Genomic DNA, 1,345 nt, shown 5'->3' with positions numbered 1-1,345 from the left:
TGATTATATTTCCTATTGGAATGAGTATTCATTACCAAAAAACACCATCATGACATGGGAAGGAGAGACGCAACGGTATATGTATTTTGTTCTGGAAGGAATTCAAAAATCTTATTATGTAAATAACAACAAAGAACACATCATTGCGTTCACTTATGCTCCATCTCTTTCAGGAATTCCTGAATCCTTCCTAACTCAAACGCCCTCCAAGTATTACTTAAGAACTATTACAGATAGTAAGTTTATACGGATCTCCTATGAAAAACACCAACAATTAATGACTCAGCATAGGCCTATTGAAACTCTATTTAGAAAAGGAACTGAAATGTTATTAAATGAAACATTGACTCGTTACTTCGAACTAATGGCATTAAGCATTGAAAAACGTTTCAGAAACTTTGTTAAAAGAAGCCCCCACCTATTAAATATGGTTTCTCAAAAAGATCTTGCCTCTTATCTTAGGATTGACCCCAGTAATTTCAGTAAACTAATGGGAAAAGTAAAAATCTAAAATCTTGGTTTATACCAAGTTTAAGCTTGAATAAGTAATCGATCTTTGTGTCAGGTTAGACGGTTTGAAAAAAAGATTAACAATTTTACTACTTATGACTATGAGCTTAACAACGCAGACACCAGAATGGCTGGATACCATTTCCTACCCTTTTGAAAATAAATATATAGCACTAAAAGCCGGCCGAATGCACTATGTGGATGAAGGAAAAGGAGACGTAATTCTTTTTTTACATGGCACCCCAACCTGGTCATTTCTTTACCGAGACTTTATTAAATCACTTTCTCAAGATTACAGATGTATTGCCATTGATCATATAGGATTCGGGTTATCCGAAAAACCAAAAGATTTTGTGGGAACACCTCAGGAACATTGCCAAAACCTAAGTGAATTTATCCAAAAACTAGATTTAAAAAACATTACGCTTGTTGCTCACGATTTTGGGGGCCCCATTGGTCTGGGAGCAGCTATCAAAAATCCTGATAAGATAAAGAAATTTATCCTTTTTAATACTTGGCTATGGGAAACAAAAAATAATCCAGCAGTCCAAAAAGTTGATAAAATCATCAATAGCAGATTAGGTAGATTTCTTTATTTAAGAATGAACTTTTCACCTAAAACACTACTAAAGAAGGGATTTTTTGACAAGAAAAAATTAACTAAAAAAATTCATAAACAATACCTCAAACCCTTTCCAGATAAAAACTCACGATATTCCTTACTGAGGCTTGCTGAATCTCTTATAGGTTCCTCTGATTGGTATGAAGAACAGTGGAAAAAATTAAAATCTTTAAAAAATAAACCTTGGCTTATCTTATGGGGAAATAAAGATGA

Annotated in this window: 2 protein-coding genes; both read left to right on the top strand. The window is 33.5% G+C overall.

The features are described 5' to 3' along the window. Positions 1–511, top strand: a 511-nt coding sequence (locus E1171_RS01300; RefSeq protein ID WP_155203314.1) for a Crp/Fnr family transcriptional regulator, incomplete at its 5' end; no start/stop codon positions are given. A gap of 100 nt (positions 512–611) precedes the next feature. Further along, on the top strand, positions 612–1,345 hold a 734-nt coding region (locus E1171_RS01295; RefSeq protein ID WP_155203313.1), incomplete at its 3' end, for an alpha/beta fold hydrolase.

Source organism: Xanthovirga aplysinae (assembly GCF_009711365.1).
GTDB classification, from domain to species: domain Bacteria; phylum Bacteroidota; class Bacteroidia; order Cytophagales; family Cyclobacteriaceae; genus Xanthovirga; species Xanthovirga aplysinae.
This window is presented reverse-complemented; position numbering and strand designations above follow the sequence as displayed.